Origin of the sequence: Chloracidobacterium thermophilum B (assembly GCF_000226295.1) — a bacterium.
Taxonomy (GTDB): Bacteria; Acidobacteriota; Blastocatellia; order Chloracidobacteriales; family Chloracidobacteriaceae; genus Chloracidobacterium; species Chloracidobacterium thermophilum.
Window position 1 is genome coordinate 2159195 of record NC_016024.1, and the last position, 23341, is coordinate 2182535.

General features: G+C 63.2%; 20 protein-coding genes. 10 read left to right on the top strand and 10 right to left on the bottom strand.

Annotated elements, in window-relative coordinates; all coding sequences use genetic code 11:
* Window positions 1-13: 13 nt before the first annotated feature.
* The 3 genes from CABTHER_RS08875 to CABTHER_RS08885 are packed head-to-tail and all read right to left on the bottom strand — an operon-like array spanning window position 14 to window position 2995.
* Window positions 14-1372, bottom strand: coding sequence for a hypothetical protein (locus CABTHER_RS08875; protein WP_014100293.1), 1359 nt, complete (start codon window positions 1370-1372; stop codon window positions 14-16).
* 60 nt (window positions 1373-1432) lie between these two features.
* Window positions 1433-2023, bottom strand: a complete 591-nt coding sequence (locus CABTHER_RS08880; protein ID WP_041569795.1) for a methyltransferase domain-containing protein — start codon at window positions 2021-2023, stop codon at window positions 1433-1435.
* Between the two features lie 18 nt (window positions 2024-2041).
* Window positions 2042-2995, bottom strand: a complete 954-nt coding sequence (locus CABTHER_RS08885) for an ATP-grasp domain-containing protein (protein ID WP_014100295.1) — start codon at window positions 2993-2995, stop codon at window positions 2042-2044.
* Window positions 2996-3199: 204 nt separating this feature from the next.
* On the opposite strand from CABTHER_RS08885, the gene CABTHER_RS08890 reads away from it, so the two are divergent.
* From CABTHER_RS08890 to CABTHER_RS08910, 5 genes are all read left to right on the top strand, one after another.
* Window positions 3200-4567, top strand: a complete 1368-nt coding sequence (locus CABTHER_RS08890; RefSeq protein WP_148264002.1) for a TldD/PmbA family protein — start codon at window positions 3200-3202, stop codon at window positions 4565-4567.
* A gap of 71 nt (window positions 4568-4638) precedes the next feature.
* A complete protein-coding gene (locus CABTHER_RS08895) occupies window positions 4639-5187 on the top strand; it encodes a hypothetical protein (protein WP_014100297.1) in 549 nt (182 codons plus the stop codon).
* Window positions 5188-5244: 57 nt separating this feature from the next.
* The gene (locus CABTHER_RS15865; RefSeq protein WP_212770218.1) at window positions 5245-6030 is read left to right on the top strand and encodes a ComF family protein; all 786 of its coding nucleotides are present in this window, start codon (window positions 5245-5247) and stop codon (window positions 6028-6030) included.
* Entirely contained in the window at window positions 6027-6725 is a 699-nt protein-coding gene (locus CABTHER_RS15870) for a phosphatase PAP2 family protein (protein ID WP_014100299.1), read from the top strand. Before CABTHER_RS15865 ends, CABTHER_RS15870 begins: the two co-directional genes overlap by 4 nt.
* A 12-nt stretch (window positions 6726-6737) precedes the next feature.
* A complete protein-coding gene (locus CABTHER_RS08910; RefSeq protein ID WP_041569178.1) occupies window positions 6738-7196 on the top strand; it encodes a hypothetical protein in 459 nt (152 codons plus the stop codon).
* On the opposite strand, the gene CABTHER_RS08915 is transcribed toward CABTHER_RS08910, so the two are convergent.
* Window positions 7175-7720, bottom strand: coding sequence for a gamma carbonic anhydrase family protein (locus CABTHER_RS08915; RefSeq protein WP_014100301.1), 546 nt, complete (start codon window positions 7718-7720; stop codon window positions 7175-7177). The two genes, CABTHER_RS08910 and CABTHER_RS08915, sit on opposite strands and share 22 nt — an antisense overlap.
* A 55-nt stretch (window positions 7721-7775) precedes the next feature.
* Between CABTHER_RS08915 and CABTHER_RS08920 the strand changes: the two genes are divergently transcribed.
* The 4 genes from CABTHER_RS08920 to CABTHER_RS08935 all read left to right on the top strand — a co-directional run bounded on the left by CABTHER_RS08920 (window position 7776) and on the right by CABTHER_RS08935 (window position 10499).
* Window positions 7776-8510, top strand: a complete 735-nt coding sequence (locus CABTHER_RS08920) for a hypothetical protein (protein WP_014100302.1) — start codon at window positions 7776-7778, stop codon at window positions 8508-8510.
* Window positions 8511-8676: 166 nt separating this feature from the next.
* A complete protein-coding gene (locus CABTHER_RS08925; RefSeq protein ID WP_014100303.1) occupies window positions 8677-9270 on the top strand; it encodes a hypothetical protein in 594 nt (197 codons plus the stop codon).
* A 7-nt stretch (window positions 9271-9277) separates the two neighbouring features.
* Window positions 9278-9685 carry a hypothetical protein gene (locus CABTHER_RS08930; RefSeq protein ID WP_014100304.1) on the top strand — a complete coding sequence of 136 codons (408 nt, stop codon included), beginning with the start codon at window positions 9278-9280 and terminating at the stop codon, window positions 9683-9685.
* A 7-nt stretch (window positions 9686-9692) separates the two neighbouring features.
* On the top strand, window positions 9693-10499 hold the full coding sequence (locus CABTHER_RS08935; protein WP_014100305.1) for a ParA family protein: 807 nt from the start codon (window positions 9693-9695) through the stop codon (window positions 10497-10499).
* A 4-nt stretch (window positions 10500-10503) separates the two neighbouring features.
* On the opposite strand, the gene CABTHER_RS15875 is transcribed toward CABTHER_RS08935, so the two are convergent.
* The 3 genes from CABTHER_RS15875 to CABTHER_RS08950 are packed head-to-tail and all read right to left on the bottom strand — an operon-like array spanning window position 10504 to window position 15542.
* Window positions 10504-11496: an ATP-binding response regulator gene (locus tag CABTHER_RS15875; RefSeq protein ID WP_014100306.1), complete on the bottom strand. Its 993-nt coding sequence runs from the start codon at window positions 11494-11496 to the stop codon at window positions 10504-10506.
* Between the two features lie 12 nt (window positions 11497-11508).
* On the bottom strand, window positions 11509-12933 hold the full coding sequence (locus CABTHER_RS15880) for a sensor histidine kinase (protein ID WP_014100307.1): 1425 nt from the start codon (window positions 12931-12933) through the stop codon (window positions 11509-11511).
* 32 nt (window positions 12934-12965) lie between these two features.
* On the bottom strand, window positions 12966-15542 hold the full coding sequence (locus tag CABTHER_RS08950) for an LPS-assembly protein LptD (protein ID WP_014100308.1): 2577 nt from the start codon (window positions 15540-15542) through the stop codon (window positions 12966-12968).
* A gap of 374 nt (window positions 15543-15916) precedes the next feature.
* Between CABTHER_RS08950 and CABTHER_RS08955 the strand changes: the two genes are divergently transcribed.
* Complete coding sequence (locus CABTHER_RS08955; protein ID WP_014100309.1) at window positions 15917-20104, top strand: S8 family serine peptidase; 4188 nt, start codon at window positions 15917-15919, stop codon at window positions 20102-20104.
* A gap of 265 nt (window positions 20105-20369) precedes the next feature.
* Here the strand turns inward: CABTHER_RS08955 and groL are convergent, their stop codons facing one another.
* The 3 genes from groL to CABTHER_RS08970 all read right to left on the bottom strand — a co-directional run bounded on the left by groL (window position 20370) and on the right by CABTHER_RS08970 (window position 23340).
* Window positions 20370-21998, bottom strand: coding sequence for a chaperonin GroEL (groL, locus tag CABTHER_RS08960; RefSeq protein WP_014100310.1), 1629 nt, complete (start codon window positions 21996-21998; stop codon window positions 20370-20372).
* Window positions 21999-22155: 157 nt separating this feature from the next.
* Window positions 22156-22473, bottom strand: coding sequence for a co-chaperone GroES (gene groES / locus CABTHER_RS08965; RefSeq protein ID WP_014100311.1), 318 nt, complete (start codon window positions 22471-22473; stop codon window positions 22156-22158).
* A 159-nt stretch (window positions 22474-22632) separates the two neighbouring features.
* Entirely contained in the window at window positions 22633-23340 is a 708-nt protein-coding gene (locus CABTHER_RS08970; protein WP_014100312.1) for a DUF1361 domain-containing protein, read from the bottom strand.
* Between the last annotated feature and the right edge of the window lies 1 nt (window position 23341).

The window sequence follows — 23341 nt, forward strand, 5'->3', positions numbered from 1 at the left end:
ACTGGTCTGGGTGTCAATCCTTCAGAACAAACGTCGGCACCATGCCGCCGCCAGAGGTGACGTTGCACAGCGCCGTGCTCGACAGCCGGGTAAAGGCGCCGCCCACCTTGCCGTGAAACAGTAACGGGTCGAGGTCCACAAGCTGCTCAATGAAAGTAATCTCGCCTTCTGGCGTGAAGTGGGGAAAGACCTCGTGGGCGGTGGGGACTTTTTCCTGCACCAGATAGTCGCCGCGCAGCCCTTCGGCAATTGCCGTCTCCCATTCCGCCGGTGTGGCTTCCCAGCCGACGACCACCCCCTTGCCGCCGTATTCATCATTGGGCTTGATGACCAGCCGCGTCTGATGGGCGCGGATGAACTCCAGCAAGTCCACTGTTTCGCCGGCGTAGGTCGTCTTCCCTTCAGCCAGGCGGCGCGTCCACGGAATATGCGCCCGAATGGCCGCCTGCTGCTCCGGCGTAAACAGCGCCGCATACCGTTCATCGGTCAGGACACCAAAAAACATCTTCTTGTGGACAAACTTTGTGCGGAAGCCGTTGACCACACACACAGCGCGGTCGCGGTAGGCATTGACCAGCGCCTTGCACTCCTCCGGGCGCTCCAGGATGTCATTCGTCAACACACGCCGATACACCAGGTCAATCTTGAAGTCCCCACAGCAGAGCCGGCCCGCGTGGTAGTCCAGCTTTTCCGGTGGTGCAATGATGCACTCGAAACCTTCACTTTGGAAGTAGGCCTGAAACTGCTCAAACTCACACTGCGTGGGCAGGCCTTCCCAGTCCACAATGGCGATGCGGGGCTTGTCCGTTCCACCGCTCCATTCCTGGTATGCCGTCAGGAGCGTCTCCAGCAGCAGATGTCGTGCATAGAGCGGCATGACCGGATGCTTCTCCACAAACCGCTGCATCACCGGCAAGTCCATAAAGATACGCGCCATGACCTCGCAGTAGGAAATCCCGGCCGGGTTTTCGGCATTGAGTTCGACGAAGGAAAACGCCTCTTCGGTCAGAAACGAATCGAGTCGGGAGGTGATGGAAATCCCGGTGTAGCCGGGGTCAATTTCAATCAGGCGGGCTTCGCCGTCCGTGATGCCCAAGTCATCATAGATGCGGCGGTCGGTCAGCGCCGTGCGCCCCACAATCTCCACACACTCCCAGATGCGTGCACATTCAGCACACAGGTAGCGCCACTGTTCGGCCGTTATGAAGTGAGGGCGCAGGTAGGGCGACAGCGGCCGTCCGCCAAAAATCATCTTCTCTTCGGCGCTGCGGGCAGCCAGAAAATCACGGGATTCAGTCAGTGTGGTAGGCGTTTCCTGGAGCAGGGCGTCGTAGTGGGCAATTGCAGCTTTCAACGTCGGGTTGCTTTCCATGGTCTCTCCAAAGAGTGTGTCAACAATGGAACGTTTTGTGCGCCCGGCCGGGAAAGGTCTTCACACCAGGCGCTCAAGGATGGCGGCATACTCAAAAAATCCCGTCGGATGGGGCACTGTGCGCTGGGGCGGCTCCACCCACCGCCAACGCTCCAGCGCAAACAGCACGCGCATCGCTTCCAGCCCGCAGTGGTAGGGCGGCCCGCCGGGCCGGTCGGTCTGCATCCACAGGGCAAACAACCGCCCGCCCGGTCGCAGCCAGCGGCACAGTTGCGCCTCGTAACGGGGCCAGTCCTCCGGCGACAGCGCACACAGGCAGGTCTGCTCATAAACCGCATCGAAGGGCTGCTCCGGCTGCCAGGTGCGGACATCCCCCTCGACCACGTGGGCCGTCAGTCCCGCCTGCGCCAGCTTCTCCTGCAACCGCCGCACCGGAGTCAGCGCAATGTCCAGTCCCCAGACCTCAAAACCGCGCCGGGCCAACGCCAGCACCTCATGACCGTAGCCACAACCGGGGATGAGAATCCGGCCGGGCTTCAGCGCCCCTTCGGCCAGCCAGTGCTCCAGGGCAGGGCTGACGCCACCGCGATCCCAGGCGGTCAGGTCAGCCCGGTATTTCTCCTCCCAGAACGATGCTGTGTCCGCGTCCATGCCCAGCATGATAGACCGCTACATCCGCTCGGCAATCATCTCCTGCCACCGGAAGGTATGCGTCCGCTCCTGGGGACGGCCCTCCTGTGCCAACCGGATGAGCATCTGGCTGACGGTTGAAACCATCCACTCGAAGTTCACCGGGCCGACCGAGAATGAATCGGCGTCCGGTGCGGGATTCATGAAGTCAATGGCATAGGGGACACCATCCTGAATGGCAAACTCGATGGTGTTGATGTCATAGCCAAGGGCTTCGCACAACAGGCGGCTCTCACGGACGATCCGGGCTTGCAGTTCCGGTTCGAGATAGTCTTCGGGGCGGATGTCGAGATACTGCGTCGGATAGGGCCGCGCCGGATCGTACGGCATGATGAGCACGTGCTGCTTGGCAATGCAGTAGCACCGTACGTAACGGTCGAATTTGACAAACTCCTGAAGCGTCATGCAGAGCTGCCCCGTCCGGTCATAGACCTGAATCAGCTCCTCCAGCGAGTTGATGCGATAGACATCCCGCCAGCCGCCGCCATCGTGCGGCTTGAGAATGGCTGGCAGGCCCACATAGTCCACAATCGCCTGCCAGTCGAGTGGGAATTGCAGGTTGCGCAACGACTGCGAAGTGATGCGCTCCATGTACTCTTTCTGGGGCAGCAGTGCCGTCCGGGGAATGGCCACCCCCAGCCGGATCGCCATGGAGTAGTTGAAAAACTTGTCGTCCGCCGACCACCAGAAGGGATTGTTGACAATGACCGTTCCTGACAGATAGGCGTTTTTCAGGTACGCCCGGTAGAACGGGATTTCATGGGAGATGCGGTCAATGATGACGGCATAGGGGCACACGGCATCCATACGGACGCCGCCGATGGTGATATACTCGGCCATCACCCCTGTGTCCTGCGACTGCATGTTGATGCGCTCGATGAGTGCTGGCGGAAAGGTGTTTTCACGCCCGACCAAAACGCCGACCTTTTTCATAACAATTGACGAATCCTTTACGGCAGAACGAAGCACAGACCTCGGCGGTCTGCCTGTCTGCCGGGAAATGGGATGAACTGGATATGGCAACGGTGCGACGCAGCCACGCCATTGTCAAGCGTTCCGCTGCAAGGTTACAGCTTGCAGTTGCCAAAGGCCACCTTCTAGCATAGCCCCGGATTCAGTTCACCCTTGGAGACCCACGTGGAACACACAGTGCCGCAGAGTACGGCTCCTGACCTGGCCATCTCGGTCATCGAGCGGGCGCGTCGCCTGGGGGCCACAGCCGCCGAAGTCATTTTCCGTGAGAGCATCGAGTTTTCAGCCTCTGTGCGCCTGGGCGAAATTGAAACCGTCAAGGAAGCCGGCAGTCGCGGTCTGGGGCTGCGCGTTCTGCTGGATGGCCGGCAGGCCTCGGTCTCCACTTCGGACTTTTCTCCGGCAGCTCTGGATGAACTCGTCGAGACGGCGCTGACGCTGGCGCGCGCCACTTCGGTGGACGAAACCGCCGGGCTTCCCGACCCGGCCGATCTGGCGACGGAAATCCCTGACCTCGACCTGTATGACCCGGCGGTGCTGGCGCTGTCGGCCGAGGAAAAAATCCGGCTGGCGCTCACGGCCGAGCAGGCCGCGCAGGCGTATGACCCGCGCATTGTCAACTTTGAAGGCGGCGGCGTGGACAGCAGCGCCGGGCACACGGTGCTGGCCAACTCGCTGGGCTTTGTCGGCGAATACCGCAGCACCTCGCTTTCCCTGGCCACGGTGCCGGTGGCGCGCGACGCCGACGGCCGCCTCCAGCGGGATTACTGGTACGACGCCCGCCGCCGGCTCGCCAGCCTCGAAGACCCGGCCAGCGTGGGCCGCCGGGCGGCCGAGCGCACAATACGCAAGCTCGGCGCGCGCCGCGTCCCGACCCAGACCTGCCCGGTTGTCTTTGCGCCGGAAGTCGCCGCCAGCCTCATCGGACACGTCTTCGGCGCGGTCTCCGGCGACGCCATCTTCCGCAAGGCTTCCTTTCTGGTCGGCAAACTGGGCGAGCAGGTGGCCTCGGCGCTGGTGACGATCATAGACGACGGCCGGATGCCCAACGGCCTCGGCTCGCGGCCCTTCGATGGGGAAGGCGTGCCGACGCGCCGGACAACGGTCATCCGCGAAGGCCGGCTCGAAAGCTACCTGCACAACACCTACACGGCGCGCAAACTGGGCGAACGCACCACCGGCAACGCCGCACGCGGCCTGACCGGCGCGCCCTCCGTGGGCGTCAACAACATGTACCTCGTTCCCGGCCCGCACCCGCCGGAAGCCATCATCGCTTCCGTCCACCATGGCTTCTACGTGACGGAACTCATCGGCTTTGGCGTCAACGGCGTCACCGGAGACTATTCACGTGGGGCAGCCGGACGCTGGATTGAAAACGGCGAACTCACCTTCCCCGTCGAGGAAGTCACCATTGCCGGCAACCTGCTGACCATGCTCAAACAGATTGAAATGATCGGCAATGACCTCGACTTTCGCGGACGCATGGCCGCGCCAACGCTCAAAATTGCCGAAATGACCATCAGCGGCACATGATGCCCGCGGCACCTCGCCGTCTGCTGATGCCGGCTGTCCCTCCCTTGACACCCAACCCGGAACCACCCGCCATGTCTCTCCCGAAAACACTGCTGGCCGCCGCCCTTGGTCTGGGGCTTGGTTTTCTGCCCCTGGCTTCAACTCCGCCCACAACCGCGTCGGCCCAGAGCCAGAAGATGCTCTGCACCGCCAACGAACAACTCATCTTCGGCGCGGTGACGACGGGCGGCAAAATGGCCTGCCTGTGCGGCTCGCCCAATCTCACGGCCCAGCGCGGCTATCTTCAGTACCGGTTTGGACGGCCCGGCCGGATCGAACTCGAATACCCCGCCGAGCGCGCCGGCTCGCAGCAACGCTTCTACTATGCGCACTACACGCGCTTCCAACGGGAGTGGGCGTCCGTCCGCTTTCGGAACCGTGAGTACAACTACCGGCTGTTCTACAGCTTCGACGGTGAAACCGGGCGGCCGACGACCGAATACGGGCTGAACGTCTATCTGGGTGAAGGCGACAAGGGCACAAACTTCACCCTGCGGCGCAACACTGTCGTGGGACGGCTTCAGGCGCTGGAAGACATCCTGCCCTGCGATCGCGAAGACCCAACCAACGATTGTCCCTGAACCTCCACCCGGCGTCGGGTGGGCGCACCGGTTATGTCCGGTCATGCCTGGAAAGTCATGGTTGGAAAGCTGTACCAGTCCGCCCGCCACATCCTCGAAGCCGGAAGCGATGCGGTGCTGCTGCTGCTCGCGCCGCAGGTCTGCCGCCAGTGTGGCGCGTGGGTTGAACGGCAGGCCGACGGCACAGCCTGCCGCGCCTGCTGGGAAGCATGGTTCGCTGAGCAGTCGCGCTACCGTCCGGGCTGTCACCGCTGCGGGCGTTGGGTTGCTGCGGACGCCACCATGGTTCAGCCCCAAAAACAGTGCGCCCAGTGCGCCAACTGGTCTCTGACCTGGGCGCGGTCGGGCGGCGTGTACACCGGCGCGCTGCGCACAGCCCTGCTGACACTCAAACACACGCCCCGGCTGCCGACGCCGCTGGTGCAGCGTCTTCACGCCACCTGGCATGAGCAGTCTGTGCTGCACACGAGCGACATCCTCGTGCCCATTCCGCTTGCGCCGCGCCGGGAACGGGCGCGTGGCTACAATCAGGCCGTACGGCTGGCCGAAGCCGTGGCGCAGGTGGCGCGCCGTCCCGTGGTGACGGAAGCCGTGGCGCGGGTCATTGAGACCTATCCCCACCGGGCGGGACTCGATGCGCGCGCCCGGCGGCAGGCGCTGGAGGGCGCGTTTCGGGTGATTCGTCCGCGCCTGATTGCCAACCGGCGCGTCCTGTTGGTGGACGACGTGCTCACTTCCGGGGTCACGCTCGATACGGCAGCCCGGGCGTTGCTGGCGGCCGGGGCCGCGGAAGTCAGTGCGTTGACGGCGGCCCGAACCTTACGCCACACATCTCTGGCATGAAACCGTTGCGTGTTCTGTCGCTGCGGCATCAGCTTGGTCTGGCGGCCGGATTGGCGGCGCTGGCGATGTCCGGGCTGGTGCTGGCGCATCCGCAGCCGTGGGCCTGGGAACTGGCCCTGACCCGGCAGGTACAGGGCTGGACGTGGCTCCACGGCCCATTACAGGCCATTTCGTGGCCCGGCAACGATGTCCTGCGGCAGGGACTGCTGATGCTGGTTGTTTGCAGCCTTCTGGCGCGGCACGGCTGGCGACGGGAAGCGCAGACGCTGGCCGTCGCCGGCAGCGGGGCCTTTCTGCTCAATCTGGGTCTCAAGGCGCTGGTGGCGCGCGCCCGTCCGGCAGCGGACGCCGTTCAGCTCTACGTGACGGCCAACGGATGGAGCTTTCCTTCCGGGCACGTCATGTTCTACACGGCCTTCTATGGCGGGCTGGGCGGCTTTGCCTGCCGGAAGCTGCCGCCGGGAAGCAGGCGTACGGTCATTCTGTCCCTTTGTGCCATACTCGTCGGGCTGGTCGGGCTGTCACGGATTTTTCTGGGCGCGCACTGGCTGCTGGATGTCGTCGCCGGCTACGGTTTCGGGCTGGCGTGGCTGCTCGCTGTCGGCGCTCCCCTGTGGCAGGCGGACGGGTTGGCGTCACCGGCTGCGCACACAACACCGTCGGCGGCGCCCCGGCAGGTCGAACACCACGGATGAAAGGTTGCCCCTATGTCGGAAACATGGCTTCCACCCTGGCTCTTACCTTGGCTTCCGGGCATTCCCTGGATGCGCATCTGGACCTACTTCATCGTTTTCTATGTGACCTATTCCCTGTTCACGCTCTGGTCCTACCGCTTCGCCATCCAGTCCACAGGCATGCGCGAAGCCACCTTCCGGCAGGCGGCCGTGGCGCGGGCCGTGGACATCGGGCTGCTCATCGTGGCGTTTCTGGCGCCGGTGTCGTGGCTTATCAAGTTCCCCCTGCTCTTTCTGGGACAGATCATCGCCTTTGCCGTGGTGTTCCGGGCGCCGCTGGGACGCGCCATCATCGGCGCGATGCTGACGTGGCTGATGGGCGGTCTCTTCACGCTCATCTACCTCGGCCTGCTGGTGCTCTACATCTGGTTTTTCCGCAGCCTGCCCTACGGAGCGCCCTCCGGAGACGGCTACGTACCGGGTGTGGCATAACGCCCCGGCGCGGCCGCGTGCAGGTAGATGTTCTTGAGTTCAACGTAGTGCCGGACGCCTTCGGCAATCCGGGCGCGCTCCACGTCGGTGACGGGACGCTTGACCTTCGCCGGCACACCGGCAACGAGCATCCCGGCCGGCACCACCATGCCTTCCGGGACGACCGCTCCGGCGGCCACAATGCTGCCTTCGCCAATGACCGCCCCATCGAGAATGATCGCGCCCATCCCTATCAGGCAGTGGTCGCCAATGGTGCAGCCGTGCGCAATGACGCGATGCCCAACGACCACGCCCTGTCCGATACGGAGCGGAAACTGCCCGCCCGTCACATGAAGCACGCTGTTGTCCTGGATGTTCGTCTCCCGCCCGATGCGGATGTCGTTGACATCGCCGCGCACCGTACAGTGAAACCAGATGCTGACATCCGCACCAAGTTCGACATCCCCGATGACATCCGCCGACGGTGCCACATACACCCCACCGGCCAGTTTTGGAAAGGTCTGCTGAAAAGCGAGAATCGCCATGTCCCTAACACCGTTGCTGATTTGGATGTATCGCCCTTAGCCTACACGCCAACCTATGCTGGAAGCCAAGCCCAAAGATGTCGTCGGATGGACGTTGCCCATGGCTGAAGCCCGGCTCGGCGACCTTGACTGGCAACGCGAAGCGCGCCCGGATGAGTTTCGCCGGGCTGTGTTTGGCGAAGGAGCCAAACGGCTGTGGGTCACGGCTGACGGCTGGCAGCTTGCCGGCGGCCGCCTGAGCGCCCGTTATGCGCGCATCCAGACGGCGCTGGCCGATGTGGCCACGCTGATGGTTTATCCGACGGCCAGCCCCGACCGTTTGCCTGTCTTTGCATGTGAATGGGTCATTCTGGGCGACCGCGCCCACGTGCTCGTGCTCGACGTTGAATGCGTGGGCAACGCAGCGGACCGCCTGCGGGAACGCGCCCGGTCTGTCCTGATGCCGCTCCACGCCCGCTATGCCGACGCCCTGCCCCTGCCGGACGACCTGCCGCCGTGGTTTGCCGAAATTCGGGAAGCCTGGGCGCTGTTTACTTCCGGCGACCTGACGCGGCTCGCCGTGATGCAGCAGGCGTTTGAAGCCTATCTGCAGGCCACGGTCGAGAACCTTTACCGGCCGGAGCTGGCCCATGCGCAGGCCGGAGACGAACATCCGGCCGTAACCGCCTACAAACAGCACCACGCCGCCCATTCGCCGGGCTATGCCCTGCTGGCGCCCAAGGCCGGCGAAGTCTGGACGCGGGCCTTTCTCTGGGAATGGCACTTCGGCCCGCTGCATCCGCCAGCCTGAAACTCCCTGCCTGAAACTCCCTGGCCACACCCGACGCCCTGCCTTTTATCGGCTTGGTTTCCGGCCGGGCAGGTGTGGTATCTTCCGGTTTCCGATGTACCCTTGACCTGTACGCTCTGCCGCTCCCGACTTCTGCGCGGCGCGTTTCTGACGCTGCCCACGGCCTATGACCGTACCCGCCGCCCTGCCCTTGCCAGTGACCTCTCCGCCTGCCCTGTGGTGGCCAGCCGACCTGGTTCTTGCCCTGCACCGGACACTCCGCCAGCGTCTGCCGGATGATGTGGCCCGCACGCTCTATCGCCTGGGCCGGTTTACGGGAGCACGTCTCGCCTGCGAGCAGGCCTGCGACCCGGATGATGTGCATCCGACCGGAGCAACCCCGGCGTCCATCAGCCGCCGCCTGCAGGTCTGGGACGAATGGTTTGCCAATGCCGGCTGGGGCCGCTTTGATGCCATCCCGCTGGGCCCGGCGACGGTCATCAACCACTACGACTCGCCCATCGCCATGGCGCTGCGCATGGATGGCCCGGCCGACAGCCCCGTGGATGACTTCTTTGCCGGTCTGTTCGCCGAACTTCTGACCCAACAAACCGGGCAGACCCAGGAAAGTGTGGAAATCAGTTGCCTGGCCAGCCACGCCCACTACTGCTGTTTTGTCGTTGGTGAAGCCGGTATCGTCCGCAAGGTGTATGCCTGGCTCACCTATCACCTCGCACCCCACGACATTCTCAAGCGTCTCGCCGACGAGACGGCCCAGTGAACCAGCCATGGCGCGTTTTACGGAAACCGATGAGGCCGCCCAGCTTTTGCAGCAGATTCTCAGCATGCCCACGGACGCACGGCCGACCTACCCCGGCAGCGCCCCGGAAGCTCCGGCGGACTGGGATGAACACGCCACCAACGATGCCCAGTCTGCGGACGAAGCCGTAACCCTGCCCTTGGTCACCGGGCCAACACCGGACACTCCGGCCGAACCGGTGCCGGCCCCGCCGCCGCTGCCGGCGGCTTCGGAAACGGTCATCCGGGAACTCGTCACCACCCATGCCGGGCAGGTACAACTGACGCTGCGCACCTCCGCACCGACCTTGCCGGGAAGTTCAGACGCGGAAACCGTGGCGGCTTTCTTCCGGCGTGTCGTGCGCCCGCTTCCCAACGCCAACCTTTCTGCCATGTAGGGTTGTCATGCCGAAAACGCTGGCCGTAGTGAGTCTCAAAGGAGGCGTCGGAAAGACGACGACCTGCACGAATCTGGCCGCTTATGTGGCGGCGATGGGCATTCCGACGCTGCTCGTGGACCTCGATGTACAAAACGGCGTGCGGTTTGGCGTCGGGCTGGACGACTATGCCGGCCTCACCCTCGAAGATGTCCTGCTGCATCAGGGACGCCCTTCCGAGGCGCTCGTGCTCACCAACCGCTCGGAGTTGTCGGTCGTGCTTTCCGGCCGCTTCACCAGCGACCACGCGCTGGAAAGTTATGAACGCACCTTTGAGCAGGATGTCACCTGGCTGGCCCGCCGGCTGCCGCACTTCACTACGCCGGACTTTTCGCCCCAGCTCGTGCTGCTGGACACCCCCGCCGGCCTCGGTGCTGTAACAACCAGCGCCATCGTGGCCGCCGATGGCCTCATCCTGCCCATCCAGTGCGAGCCGTTGAGCCTGCGCACCCTGCCGCCGCTGTTGCGCCGTATTGTCCAGCTCAAGGCCCAGTACAACCCGCGCCTGGCCATCGAAGGCATCCTGCTGACGATGTATGACGAGCGCCAAGGCGCGGCAACCGATGTCGTCCGGCAGGTGCGCGAAGCCTTCCCCGGCGAACTCGTCTTTGACACCGTTATCCCGCGCCACGAGGAACTGTCCCTGTCGTTTGCCGTCGGCGCTCCGGCTGTCACCCTCAAGACCCGCGCCGCCGGCGCACAGGCTTATATTCAGCTTGGGCGTGAAATCATCATGCGGCTGCCGGAAGAAGTCGGCTACGCCATGTCGGGCTGACCCGTCAGGCTTCGTCAGCGCCGCCCGGAGACGATGCCGGTTTTTTGGACTTGAAGAAGGCGCTGCGGCAGTTGGGGCAGATACCGTGCGTGAACTGGTAGTTGCACATCCGCCGGAAGTAGGTCTCGAACCGGACCGTGACCGTCTGGCCGCTGGCGTCCCGCTCCATGATGTCGCGGCAGTAGGCGCACACCCGGATGAATTCAGGCAGGCCCGTCTGAAGCGAAGTCAGCGGCAGGGCGTGCAGCAGCAGGACCACATCCAGCTTATCGCTGCCGGACTCTGCCGCCGGCTCCTCTGGAATCGGGATAACATCCACCTGTACGTGGACACGTTTCCCGGCGCGGGTTTGGCACCACACGTGGTCAAGGGTCACTTCCTGCCGCAGCGTCAGGCACTGACCCACCGGGTCAAGCCGTTCACCGGCTTCATTGGCGAAAGCCAGTACTTCGTCAATCGAGAAAGTGTCCGGGTTTCCGGCTTCGACACCGGTCAGCGTCATGGCGGCCGGATTGAGAAAGCACACCCGCCCGGCCGCATCCAGCACGAAAACGGCTGATTCCAGCTTGGCCAGCGTTGACAGATAGTGCCGTTCGCGCCGCCGGTAGGTGCGCTCCAGCTCGGATTTCTGGAAGGCAATGCTGAGCGTTGACCGCAGCGTGGCATCATTAATGGGCTTGGAGATGTAGCCGTAGGGCTGGCTGCTGATAACACGCTCGATGGTTTCCGGGTCGCTGTTGGCCGTCAGATAGACGACCGGCAGCCCAAAGCGGCTGTGGATGTGCTCGCCGGCCGTGATGCCATCCATCGGGCCCGCCAGACGAATGTCCATGAGCACGAGGTCGGGTGCAGCATTCGCCACAAGGTTCAGCGCCTCTTCCCCGCTGGGCACCGTGCCGACCACCTCGCAGCCCATTTTTTCCAGCCGCAGACGGAGCGCCTCGGCAATCAGGATTTCATCCTCGACAATCATCACCCGCCGGTTGTTTGACGACATCACCTCAACCTTTCAGCCATATCCCGGCGGAGTGCTTGCCGGCTCCCCATCCGGTCCAAGTGGAAACGTCAGGGCAGCGCAGAAGCGGCCCGGCTCCGGCATGAAATCCACGCGCCCGTGCAGTTGTCGCGCCAGCAGCCGCACTATCCGCACCCCGAAGTGCCGACTGCCTTCCAGTTGCGCCGGCAAGTCTGGCGGATGATGCCGGCCATCGTCAATGACCTCGATGGTGACCGCATCGGCCGTGCGCCGGAACTGAACAGCAATGTGGTGCGCCCCGGCAGGAATGCCGTGCTTGAATGCATTCAGCAGCAGTTCGTGAACGATGAGCGCCACCGGCACGGCCACGTTGAGCGGCAGGGCCACCTGCCCCGGCTGCACCTCCACCCGGACGGATGCCGCCGCAGTCACCTGCTGCATGTGCGCCGCCAGCGAAGCACACAGCTCGTCCAGCAGCACGTGGCTGAAGTCGCTTTGCTGGTAAAGCTGCTCGTGAATGAGCGCCATGGCCCGGATGCGCGAAGCCATGTCGTGCAGAAGACGGTCGAAGCCGGGCTGTTCGAGATGCACCGCCTGCAACTCCAGCAGGCTGATGATGGTCTGGAAGTTGTTTTTCACCCGGTGGTGCACTTCCTGAAGCAGCACCTGCCGTTCCTCAAGGGCATCCTGCAGGATGGCCACCATGGCCTTTTCCTGCGTAACATCCCGCTGAATGGCCACCCAGCAGACGACCTTCCCGGTCGGGTCCCTGACTGGCGAGATGCTGATGTCCACGAGGAATTCCCGCCCGTCCTTGCGGTAGTTGACGAGTTCGACCCGAACCGGCTGCCACTGTTCAAGCGCCGCCCGCAGCCGGTCGAGTTCTTCACGCCGGGTGCGCGGCCCCTGCAGGATGCGCGGCGTCTGCCCGATGACTTCCGCCCGCGTGTAGCCCGTCATGCGCTCAAAGGCTTCGTTGACGTAGAGAATGCGCGGCCCGCCTTCAGCCGCGTCAATCGGCCAGGCTTCGGTGACGAGCACGGCGTCCTGCATCTGCGCGAGGATGACTTCCAGCCGCTGCAAAAACGCCCGTTCCTGCTTCTGCGCCGTGACATCCTGCCCCCACGCCAGAATGCCGATGACCTGCCCCTGATCGTCCCGCACAGGCTGGTAGCGAACCTCCCAGATTTCAACGGACTCCCCAGAGCGCAGCGTGTATTCGGCCGTGACCGGTTCGCCGGCTGCGGCCCGCCGACGATATTTCTCTATTTCCGCACGTAATTCCGGGTCAGGCAGGAAATCAACCGTTGGCTCACCCAGTTGCGGCACACGCCCGGTCAGCCGCAGATATTGGGAGGCAAAGGCATCATTGAAAAACCTGATCCGCTGGTCCAAGTCGTGGCAGAACAACGTGCCGGGAATGCCTTCACCAAAGGAACGTAGAATGAACTCCAGCATAGCGGTCAATCCATGGCTTGCGCCGATGCCCTTCACAGATTCCGGATGCGGCTGCCGGCGTTCTGGTCCGGCTGCGTGCCGAACGTTCCCAGTCCACGCAGGGCAAAGGTGAAGGTCAAGCGTCCGGCGCTGGCCACGCCCAGGTTGACGCTTGCGTAGTTGACCTGCACAGCCGCGCAACGGAAGGCATAACCCAGTGAAAACGACGTGAAAATCAGCCCCTTTTGCTGAAGACGGCCGGTGGTTGGGCTTGGAGAGCGGGAGAAATCATAGGCCACGGCGGCGCTGCCGAAAAGCCCCCGCGTCGGGTCGCCCAGCGCCAGATTCGTAAAGGACTGGCTGCCAGTGAACGTGCCCGGCTCCGGTTGTCCGTCGGCCAGACGGCGCGGCTGGCTGTAGTACCAGGTCTGGCTCAGTTGGAAGCGCCGCCGGTACAGCCCGCCGGTAAACCCAAAGCTGCGCACACCACCCAGCACCGGATCGAAATCCAGGCGCAGGTCGGCGGCAAAGGTGGACTGGGGCATCACGCGCAGCTTGACGTTGACAGGCGAAAAGCGCCGCCCGACGCCGCCGTAGGCAAAGCCGCTGAAGGTCAGCAGCGGCGCAATCTGGTTGCGCTGGCCCGGCACGAGCGCGCCGCCAAAGGTCGGGTCGAAAAAGTATTTCTGGCTGATGGTCAGGCTCAGCACCTCCCGCGCCTGGCGCGTCTGCCCGGTCTCATCGCGGACCGGCGCCAGCAGGCGGTTGACGACCGAATACTCCAGCTCGTTTGTGTTGGCAAAGACATCGAGGGCATCGAAACGCAGGATGCGTGGAAAGTCCTCGATACCGGCCACCCGCCGGTAGATGACCGCCGATTCGATGACGTGCCTGAAACGGGCCCGGCCATCCCTGGCGTAGAAGGTCCGCCCAAGGGCCGGCGGACGGACTTCGAGCGCAAAGTCCACAAACCGCCGGAACAGCGATTCGCCGGACGTTCCCAGGCGCGTCCCCGGCGGCACCACGGACGGCGGCGACGGCAGACCAAAGGCCAGCGGCGGACGCGGCGTGAAGGTTGTTTCGGGATCGAACGTCGCGCCGTAGTAGGTGGCCCGGACGCCCAGCGTCGGCGTGATGCTCCAGCCGCCCAGATCGGGCAGCAGCGCCGTCAGGCGCGGCGCGGCATCCAGGCGCTGCACGAACTCCGGCGTGGTGAAGGTGCGCTGGTTCGTATCAGTACGGGTTTCCGTCCGGCGCAGCCCGGCCAGACTCGCTTCGCCGCCGGCATACCAGGTCAGACCGGCAAAGCGGCCGAGATAGGTGGGCAGCCAGTCGAAGTTCAGCGCAGGGCTTTTGCGAATGGAAAACTCGACCAGGGTGGAGCCACGTGCGCCTTGGGGAATGTTCACCCGTGTCGTCCGGTTTTCGTAAAGCGTGCGGAAGCCAAACGTCGGCGTCTGCCGGGTCAGGTGCAGAACGATTTTCGACTCCGGGTTGAAGGCATCCTCGAAGGTGTTGCCGAAAATGGCGCGGAAGTCGAAGCTTGACGTGTAGTTGACATCGGCGACGCCGACGAAGCCGTTGGCAAAGTGGTTGATGGCTTTGGCAAAGAACAGTGTCCCGCCCTGGTTGACGCCCGGCCGTCCAAACAGGCGGTCGGCCACGGTGTAGGTGCCCAGCCGGATGAAGGAATCCTCTGCCAGCGCCGCGCGCAGGGTGGCACCAAAGCCGAGACCCCGCGCGCTGTACAGATCGCCCTGCAGGGTCAGGTCGGCGCTGTCGCCCAGCGTCTGGTAGTAGCCCAGCCCGATGATCCGCCCCTGCAGGGTGTTGTTGCCGAGCGTCGGCAGAAGAAAGCCGGATTTCCGTTCCCGGCGGTCAATGGGCAGCGCCACGTATGGCAACGGCAGAATGGGCGTTCCCTTGATGCGAAAGGCGGCCCGGCGCGCCGAAGCGTAGTCGTTGACCCGGATGCGCGCCTCGCGGGCCGTCACCGTCCAGAGCGGAACGGTGTCTTCGCAGCAGGAAGTCAGCTTGGCTTCATAGAGGATGTAGGTATCGCGTCCGGTGCGTTCCACCCGCGCGGCGGTAAAGGCCAGCAGCCCGCCGTCGGCGGTCTGGTCGGTGTAGCCGGTCACGTCGTAGAACGTTCCGGTTTTGCGGCGCACATTGACTTCGGCCCGCCGCGCGGTCAGGCGCTGGTTGGGTTGTGGGTCATAGATGACATTGCCTTCGGCGCGGGCGTCACCGCTGGTTTCGTCGTACACCACGTGGTCGGCTTGGAGCCGCGCGCCGTCGTACGTGATGACGACATAGCCATCGGCGTAGAGCGTCGTGCCCACGCGGCGCTGTTCATCGGCGTCAATCTGGACTGTGGCTCCGGGCGTTGTGCCGGGGCGGACTTGTCCGCCGGGTGTGCCCGGCGCTGCCGGCTGCGATGTCGGGGGAAGTGGCAGCGCCTGGGGTGAAGCGGGTGTTCCCGGCGGCCCGACGACAATGACGGGCGCGGCGGCTTCGGGTGGCGGGGGCGGCGGCAGGGCGGCCGGGGGTGGGATGTATTGGGCGGCGGCGGGCAGGGTCAGGGCCAACCAGAGCAGTCCGGTCCAGCCGGCAGTGCGAAACAGGGTCATCGCGTCAGTAATAAAGGCGCGCAAGTATCAGGCATGTATCCGAGTCGCCGCGACTCTAGGCCAAAGCGGCCCGCCGTTTGAAGTGCAAAGTCATTCGGACCTGCCCGGCAGCGCCGGATATTCCCCGCACCGATGGATGTTCAGCCCGATTGCACTGAACCCGATTGCGCTGAGCAGACTTTTCTGTTTCTATCATCTGAACTTAAGTTAAAAAACGCACGGACTCCCTGAATATGGTGCTACCTCGTCTCTGGCAACCGCTCCGGTTCTGGTGAAGCGCCGGTCCTGCCCGTCACCAGACCGGTTGCACATTACCTGGCCGGGAAGAGGATTCGGCTCCGCTATTTCGATTCTGATTGAAAGGAAATCTGCCAATGTCTTCGACCTCGCAACATCGTCCACAGCGCGCCAGATGGCTGGCGGGACTGGTGGCAACGACGGCGCTGGCCGGATTGACGGCACTGCCGCTCGTACATGTCAGCAGCGCCCCACCGACTGACACTGGCAAAAAGGGGCGGCACTTCAGATTGGCCGCTCCGTATGACTTCACGGCTGAAACGCACGGTCACAAATTCATCACCCGGACAGCCGATGCACGTGCCGAAGCGGAACGCTTGGGGGCGCAATTGGTGGCTGACTACGGGACATTTCAACTCTATAGCACTGACAGCGACAACACTTCCGCCTTTGGAAACACCAGCGGTATTGAGATGGCCGACGAATTCAACGTCGTCCACCTGAATGTACCCATCAACACCACGTCCCGGGGTGCGCAGGAGTTGGCAGAGGCAGGGAAAGCAGCCCAGGAACGGCTGTATCCCGGCGGCAAGCGCCTTCACGTCGTCCAGTTTGCCGGCCCAACGCGGCCCGAATGGTTTTCCGCGCTTCAGAAGACTGGTGCCCGCATCATCAACTACCTGCCGCACAATGCCTATCTTGTTTACGGCGACGCAGCCAGCCTTGAGCGCGTTTCGCGGTTGGGCGAAGACGCGCGCCAGACAGGCGACACCACCAAGGTGACAAAAAGCTTCAAGCAGTGGGACGGCCCCTATCTTGCCGCCTTCAAACTTGACCCCAGCACGGCGGAGGTTGCCCTGGAGGGCACACAGCGATATGCCGTACAGCTCGTTGCTGACCCAGACACCAATCAGGCAACCCTCCAACTGGCGGAAAGCTTCGTCGGCAAACCGGCCATCCAGAAGTATCAGATTGCCGATTTCGTGAACTTCATCGTGGAGCTGCCTTCCGGCGCCCTGATGAGGCTGGCGGCGCAGGAAGACGTGATTTCCATCATGCCCTACACCGAGCCGACCCTGCTCGATGAACGGCAGAACCAGATTCTCATCAACAGCCTGACGGGTGGCATCCCGAACCTTTCAACGCCCTATGCCACGTTTCTGACGGCAGCCGGCTTCCCACCCCTCAACTCGACCTTCACCTCGGCTTTCGTGGTGGATGTCGGTGACCAAATGGTGGACAGCGGAAACTCCATCGCCGGGGCGACCACACCCCCGCCGGGCGGGCCGCCCAACCACACCACTGGCCTTCCCCCCACCTCTCACTTCGCTCTCTACCGCGCCGGTAACATCCTGCAGCCGAGCCGGCTGGTGTATGCCAAGTGGGAAAGCACAACCTCTCCAACGCCAGGAACTAACGACGTACGCGGCTGCGGTATCGGCCACGGAACCCTCTGCGCGCATATCATCGCCGGCAACGTACCGGCGTCACTGCCCCGCGCCCTGCCCCACGCCGAAAATGACCCCCCGAACTTCTACTACGGTCTAGGTGTGGCTCCCTTCGTGCGGATTGGCAGTTCAGCGATTTTTAACTCTGGTGGCACGTTTGTGAACCCCAACTTCAACGACATGCTCGCGCGGTCATACCAGTACGGTGCGCGCATCAGCTCAAACAGTTGGGGCGCGGCGGTCTCCGGCGCGTACAACACGAGCTCACAAGCCTACGACTTTCTCGTGCGTGATGCTCAGCAACCAGGATCGGCTCACCCGACACCGGGCAACCAGGAAATGGTCATCGTATTTGCCGCCGGCAACAGTGGCCCTGGTACCCAAACGGTTGGCTCACCGGCCACTGCGAAGAACGTCATCACGGTGGGTGCTAGCCAAAACACCCGCAGCGCCGGTGAGAATGCCGAAAACATGGCCAGCTTTTCAAGCCGCGGACCTTGCGCCGACGGGCGCCGGAAGCCCGACCTGGTGGCGCCAGGGACAACGGTTTCCGGTGGGGTGCTCCAGGTTGGCACCCCTGACCCAAATGGCCCTGGTAACCCTGATCCGTGTGTGACAAGCGCCCCTTTGCCCGGAACAACCGGCTACTATCGCGCTTCAAGCGGGACAAGCTTTTCCTGTCCGGCGGTTGCAGGTGGTGCTGCGCTTGTCCGGCAGTATTTCCTCAACAACCCCGGCCCGCCTTTCAACGGCACCGCGCCCAGCCCGGCGATGACCAAGGCGTATCTGATGAACTCCGCCGAGTATATGACGGGCACGGGCGCCGGTGACACGCTCTGGTCAAACAATCAGGGCATGGGTCGCATGGCGCTTAACCGCGCATTTGACAGCGCCCCACGGGTGCTGCGCGACCAGGTCCCGGCGGACAAGTTCACAGCAAGCGGACAGGTTCGGACTCTTGCCGTAGCTTTTCCGGCCTCTGGACCTCTGCGCATCACGCTGGCGTGGACGGATGTCCCCGGCGCCACCACTGGCACCGGGCCACGCCTTGTCAACGACCTTGACCTCCAAGTTAGTGTTGGCGGCGACACCTATCGCGGCAACAACTTCTCCGGGGCCAACTCCATCCCCGGCGGTGCATTTGACCGCCTCAACAACGTCGAGAGTGTTTTCCTTCCGGCAGGCAGCTACCCGGCCGGGACGCCCGTGATCATCCAGGTGAGCGCCTTCAACATTGCCGGCGATGGCGTCCCTGGCGATGGCGACCTACTCGACCAGGACTACGCCTTGGTGGTGTACAACGCGCAGACGGTAACGGGTCCCCTTGCGGCCTTCGCAGGCCAGACCACGACCGAACTACCGGGCGCGGCCAACAGCGACGGTGACAGCTTCTTTGAACCATGCGAGACCCTGCAATCAGCTATCACGGTAACGAATGTGGGCACCGCGACGGCAACGGGAGTCAACGTCACCATCACCTCCACGACACCAGGGGTGACGATTGTCAACGGCAGCGCAAGCCTTGGCTCGTTGGCGCCGGGCGCGAGTGCAACCGGCAACGTGACCTTCAAGCTTCTCCCGACCTTTGTGCCGGGGACGACCGTCACCATCAACGTGTCAGTCACGTTTGGGCCGGGCAGTGGGTCAACTACGGCGAGCTACACAGTGCCGACAAGTTGTCCGTTAGCGCCGGGCGGCACGTTTACCTTTTCCAACCCGGCGCCGATCACCATTCCGCTTTCGGGTCCGGCGACGCCTTATCCGTCCACCATCAATGTGAGCGGCATTCCTGCGGGACACGTGATCACCAAGGTGACGGTGACAATCACCAACTTCAACCACACCTGGCCTAGCGACGTAGGTGTGGCACTGCGGGGTCCAGGTGGTCAGATTTGTGTGCTGTTCAATAATGCCATTGGCGGGTCTGGTGGCGTAACGAACCGCACCTACACGTTTGACCAGACAGCCCCGCCATTGCCAACGTCGGGCTTCCCGCCCAGTGGGACCTATGGTCCGAACAACAACGGCGGAGGGCGGACCTTCGCGGCCCCGCTGCCGTCGCCGCCCTACAACAGCAACCTGAACATCTTCAACGGGTTGTCCGGGGCAAGTGTGAACGGCACGTGGGAACTGTTCGTGCAGGACTTTGTCGGTGGTGATGCTGGCAACATCAACGGCGGCTGGTCCATCACCATCCAGACCGGCACGCTCAACTGCTCCACCACAGCACCCTGCCTGACAAACGTCAACTCGCAGGTGCAGATGCTGATTTACCCGTCGGCAACCACGGCGCTGTTTGGCTGCCCCGGCTATCCGTTGCAGGCGACGCTGGTTGGGCTGCTGACCAACATTGGTGCAGCACCTCTCTCCAACATCGCCATTCAGGTGACAGGGCTGGGCTTCCCGAACTTCACCAATCCGAACGCCGTCATTCTGGCGTCGCCCAATCCACACCGGTTGGCGTCGGCGGATGACTACTTCGGGCCGTGTGCCTACACTGGCGGGCAGGCTGGCTCCATCCAGACCACGCTCAACGGGCAGCCGCCGGTTGGCACTGGTGTGCCGATTAGCCCGCTGGCGGCAGGGCAGTCCACGAGTGTCTTCTTCCGGGTGCGGGTGCCTTCGACCGGTCCGATTCGCCTGCTGGTGAATGTGCTGGCGATTGTCGGCCCCGTCTCAACGACGGAAAGCGTTGAGACGCAGCGGCAGGTGATTCGGACGATGGTCATTGACGTGGTACCTGACGCCGACGGCAAGCTGACGGCGCGGGTTGTCCGCGATGAGCCTGTGACGCCGAAGGCCGCGTCTGGCGAGGACGCCACGGCGACGACGCCTGCCCGGACGCCGGTTGTGGCGGCTCCCGGACGGCGGCGCTAACCTTCAACCCGGTCAGGGTAGCCTGACCTGATTTCCGGCGGTCACGCTCTGATGCGGGCGTGACCGCCTTTTTACTTCCTGCCCGAACGGTTTCCAGGTTTTTCTGCATTTTCTCCAGGCTTGAAAAAATGATGACCTTGGCCGGATGCTTTCCCGCAACAATCAGACTCGAAAAGCCAAACCACCGGAACAGGCAATGCAGGCAAAAAAAGTGGCGGCGTCACGCGACGCCGCCACGGAGGACAACCCCAAGGGTCTATGGGGATCAATAGTCACCCATCCCTGACATATTGCCCGGCGCACCACCCGCCTTCTTTTCTTCGGGCAGTTCGGTGATGAGGGCTTCCGTCGTCAGCATCAGGCCGGCAATGGAAGCCGCATTCTGAAGCGCCGTGCGCGTCACCTTGGCCGGGTCAATGACACCAGCGTTGACAAGGTCTTCAAACTCGCCCGTCGCGGCATTGAAGCCAAAGCTTTCGGACGACTCACTGGCCACCCGGTTGACAACCACCGCCCCTTCAAGACCAGCGTTGATGGCGATCTGCCGGAGTGGTTCTTCGAGCGCGCGGCGGACAATCTGAACGCCAAAGCGTTCTTCATCCTCGCCCAGCTGAATGTTTTCAAGGGCTTTCTGGGCGCGCAGCAGCGCCACACCACCGCCCGGCACGATGCCTTCTTCAACGGCGGCACGGGTGGCATGCATGGCGTCTTCAACGCGGGCTTTCTTTTCCTTGAGCGCCGTTTCCGTCGCTGCGCCCACCTTGATGACGGCCACGCCGCCGACCAGCTTGGCCAACCGCTCCTGCAGCTTCTCGCGGTCGTAGTCAGAGGTGGTGTTTTCAATCTGGACGCGAATCTGCTCCACGCGGGCTTTGATCTTCTCGGGCTTGCCAGCGCCTTCAACGATGGTCGTGTTGTCCTTGTCAACCGTCACCCGCTTGGCGCGACCGAGGTCTTCGAGCTTGACGTTCTCCAGCTTGATACCGAGGTCTTCGCTGATGACCTGCCCGCCGGTCAACACGGCAATGTCTTCGAGCATCGCCTTGCGCCGATCACCGAAGCCCGGCGCCTTGACCGCGCAGACCTGCAACGTGCCGCGCAGCTTGTTGACCACCAGTGTCGCCAGCGCCTCACCATCCACGTCCTCAGCAATGATGAGCAGCGGTTTGCCCTGCCGTGCCACCTGTTCGAGCAGCGGCAGCAGGTCCTTCATGGCGCTGATCTTCTTCTCGTGGATGAGAATGAGCGCATTTTCGAGCGTGGCTTCCATCCGCTCGGCGTCGGTCACGAAATACGGCGACAGATAGCCACGGTCAAACTGCATCCCCTCGACAACTTCGAGCGTGGTTTCGAGCGACTTCGACTCCTCAACCGTGATGACGCCATCCTTGCCGACTTTCTTCATGGCCTCGGCAATGATTTCGCCAATCTGCTTGTCACCATTGGCCGAGATCGTCCCCACCTGAGCGATGGCTTCACCCTGGACAGGTTTGGCCATGCCCTTGATGCAGTTCACGGCGGCATCTACGGCCCGATCAATACCCCGTTTGAGGGCCATCGGGTTGTGCCCAGCGGCGACCAGCCGCGCACCTTCGCGGAAAATGGCCTGGGCGAGAACGGTGGCCGTCGTCGTCCCGTCGCCCGCGACATCCGAGGTCTTGGACGCCACTTCGCGCACCATCTGCGCACCGGCGTTTTCGAGGGCATCCTTGAGTTCAATTTCCTTGGCGACCGTCACCCCGTCCTTGGTGATGGTGGGGCTGCCAAACTTCTTCTCGATGACCACATTGCGGCCCTTGGGGCCAAGCGTGACTTTGACCGCATCCGCGAGCTGATTGACGCCCCGCAGAATGGCCTGCCGCGACTCTTCACCATGAATGACTTGCTTTGCCATAACCGATGTACTCCTTGAAACGTATTTCCTTGAGAATCCTCTTTCCTTGAGAATCCTCTACAGATTGCTGCCAGTGGTGGCGGTTCCAGCGTTGGTGGTCAGCCCGAACACTCCAACGGGCAAGCCCTTGAGTGGACTTGCCCGTTGTGTCGAACCATCACTTGGCAGCAGCTTGGCCTTTCCCTTCGATAATGCCCAGAATTTCGTCCTCACGCATGATGAGAAACTCTTCGCCATCAATCTTGACTTCCGAGCCGGAATACTTGCCAAACAGCACCCGGTCGCCGACCTTGACATCCAACGGCGTCCGGCTGCCGTCATCCCGCAGCTTCCCACTGCCTACGGCGATGACTTCCCCTTCCTGGGGCTTTTCCTTGGCCGTGTCGGGGATGATGATGCCTCCACGGACCTGCTCCGTCTCGGCGATGCGTTTGACGATCACGCGGTCATACAACGGACGAATCGTCGCAGCCATATTGCTTACTCCTTGCCTAAATGTTGATTCGACGTATGATAGCGACGCGGATTAGCACCCGCGCCTTGCGAGTGCTAATATAGCGCAGCGTTCGCGGCTGTCAAGAGGGAACATATCACCGGCGTTTCCGGTGGCTGCCCCCGCCAAGGCCGACCGGCCCTACTGCGATGGGGGCGCAGAAGGTACCGGCCGCCGTTGCCAGGCACCCTGCGCCCACCAGATGAGATAGGCCACCACCAGCAACCCGCCGAAGCCGAACGTCACCGCCCCAATCCGAAGGGCGTCTGCGGGCGTGGACAACTGCGCCACCACATCGGCCAGCAGAGCCACAGGACGGTGCAGCACATCCCAACTGTTCCACCGTCCAAACCGCCCCAGATACACTCCAAAGCCGGACAGCGGACAGGCCAGCAGCACCACGCCCCAGCCCGCCAGCGGTGAAAAGTGCTGCTCAACCCACTCGTGAACGAGATGCAGTGAAACCAGCCCCAACCACAGCGCCGTCAGCGCAAAGGAAGCCAAAAGCAGCACATCGAACCACATTGGCGCGCGTCCATAGGGCGACAGATGGATGAAATCCGTGAAGACGTAGGGCGCGTTGGGAAGAAAGAGCAGCCATCCGGTCAGTAGCCCCACACCGATCAGCCGCTGCCGGACACAGGACAGCCCAAAGGCCAAGCCAAGCGGCACGGCGGCCAAAAAGAGATTCCACATGAGAAAGGTGTAGCGTAGGTGGTTGGTCAGCCGCCACCGGACGACCAGCAACCCCAGACACCACAGCAGGGCCAGCCCCAGCGCTGCCAGCAGCGGCCACCAGCGCCGCCCGTGCCGGGCCGCCGGGCCACCCACAGTCCGGTCGGCCGGCATC

Bases quoted from the DNA above. Each gene is read 5' to 3' on its own strand.
- CABTHER_RS08920 (WP_014100302.1), top strand. From the start codon at position 7,776: ATGCTGGAAGCCAAGCCCAAAGATGTCGTCGGATGGACGTTGCCCATG.
- CABTHER_RS08950 (WP_014100308.1), bottom strand. From the start codon at position 15,542: ATGACCCTGTTTCGCACTGCCGGCTGGACCGGACTGCTCTGGTTGGCC.
- CABTHER_RS15870 (WP_014100299.1), top strand. From the start codon at position 6,027: ATGAAACCGTTGCGTGTTCTGTCGCTGCGGCATCAGCTTGGTCTGGCG.
- CABTHER_RS15865 (WP_212770218.1), top strand. From the start codon at position 5,245: ATGGTTGGAAAGCTGTACCAGTCCGCCCGCCACATCCTCGAAGCCGGA.
- CABTHER_RS08925 (WP_014100303.1), top strand. From the start codon at position 8,677: ATGACCGTACCCGCCGCCCTGCCCTTGCCAGTGACCTCTCCGCCTGCC.
- CABTHER_RS08910 (WP_041569178.1), top strand. From the start codon at position 6,738: ATGTCGGAAACATGGCTTCCACCCTGGCTCTTACCTTGGCTTCCGGGC.
- CABTHER_RS08875 (WP_014100293.1), bottom strand. From the start codon at position 1,372: ATGGAAAGCAACCCGACGTTGAAAGCTGCAATTGCCCACTACGACGCC.
- groES (WP_014100311.1), bottom strand. From the start codon at position 22,473: ATGGCTGCGACGATTCGTCCGTTGTATGACCGCGTGATCGTCAAACGC.
- CABTHER_RS08895 (WP_014100297.1), top strand. From the start codon at position 4,639: ATGTCTCTCCCGAAAACACTGCTGGCCGCCGCCCTTGGTCTGGGGCTT.
- CABTHER_RS08955 (WP_014100309.1), top strand. From the start codon at position 15,917: ATGTCTTCGACCTCGCAACATCGTCCACAGCGCGCCAGATGGCTGGCG.
- CABTHER_RS08885 (WP_014100295.1), bottom strand. From the start codon at position 2,995: ATGAAAAAGGTCGGCGTTTTGGTCGGGCGTGAAAACACCTTTCCGCCA.
- CABTHER_RS08970 (WP_014100312.1), bottom strand. From the start codon at position 23,340: ATGCCGGCCGACCGGACTGTGGGTGGCCCGGCGGCCCGGCACGGGCGG.
- CABTHER_RS08930 (WP_014100304.1), top strand. From the start codon at position 9,278: ATGGCGCGTTTTACGGAAACCGATGAGGCCGCCCAGCTTTTGCAGCAG.
- CABTHER_RS15880 (WP_014100307.1), bottom strand. From the start codon at position 12,933: ATGCTGGAGTTCATTCTACGTTCCTTTGGTGAAGGCATTCCCGGCACG.
- CABTHER_RS08880 (WP_041569795.1), bottom strand. From the start codon at position 2,023: ATGGACGCGGACACAGCATCGTTCTGGGAGGAGAAATACCGGGCTGAC.
- CABTHER_RS08915 (WP_014100301.1), bottom strand. From the start codon at position 7,720: ATGGCGATTCTCGCTTTTCAGCAGACCTTTCCAAAACTGGCCGGTGGG.
- groL (WP_014100310.1), bottom strand. From the start codon at position 21,998: ATGGCAAAGCAAGTCATTCATGGTGAAGAGTCGCGGCAGGCCATTCTG.
- CABTHER_RS15875 (WP_014100306.1), bottom strand. From the start codon at position 11,496: ATGTCGTCAAACAACCGGCGGGTGATGATTGTCGAGGATGAAATCCTG.
- CABTHER_RS08935 (WP_014100305.1), top strand. From the start codon at position 9,693: ATGCCGAAAACGCTGGCCGTAGTGAGTCTCAAAGGAGGCGTCGGAAAG.